Here is a 321-nt window from a genome sequence, read left to right on the forward strand (position 1 = left end):
ATTCGAACCCTCGATGGGAGTTAAAGCCCATACTCCCTTAGCAGGGGAGCGCCTTCGGCCACTCGGCCACCTCTCCGCGTTTAACGCTTTAAATCAACAAGACGTGTCTTGTTAACTGTATTGGTGCGCGTGGAAGGAGTCGAACCTCCGACCGCCTGGTTCGTAGCCAGGTACTCTATCCAGCTGAGCTACACGCGCATTTAAAACGGTAAACATTAATACGACCGAAATCATATTAATCTAAATTGGTGCGCGTGGAAGGAGTCGAACCTCCGACCGCCTGGTTCGTAGCCAGGTACTCTATCCAGCTGAGCTACACGC

Annotated in this window: 1 tRNA gene; it reads right to left on the reverse strand. The window is 52.0% G+C overall.

Annotation, left to right across the window (positions count from 1 at the left end):
• Positions 1–121 precede the first annotated feature (121 nt).
• Positions 122–198 (reverse strand) — tRNA-Arg (locus BM607_RS21620).
• Between the last annotated feature and the right edge of the window lie 123 nt (positions 199–321).

Source organism: Shewanella sp. SACH (assembly GCF_001887095.2).
Taxonomy (GTDB): domain Bacteria; phylum Pseudomonadota; class Gammaproteobacteria; order Enterobacterales; family Shewanellaceae; genus Shewanella; species Shewanella baltica.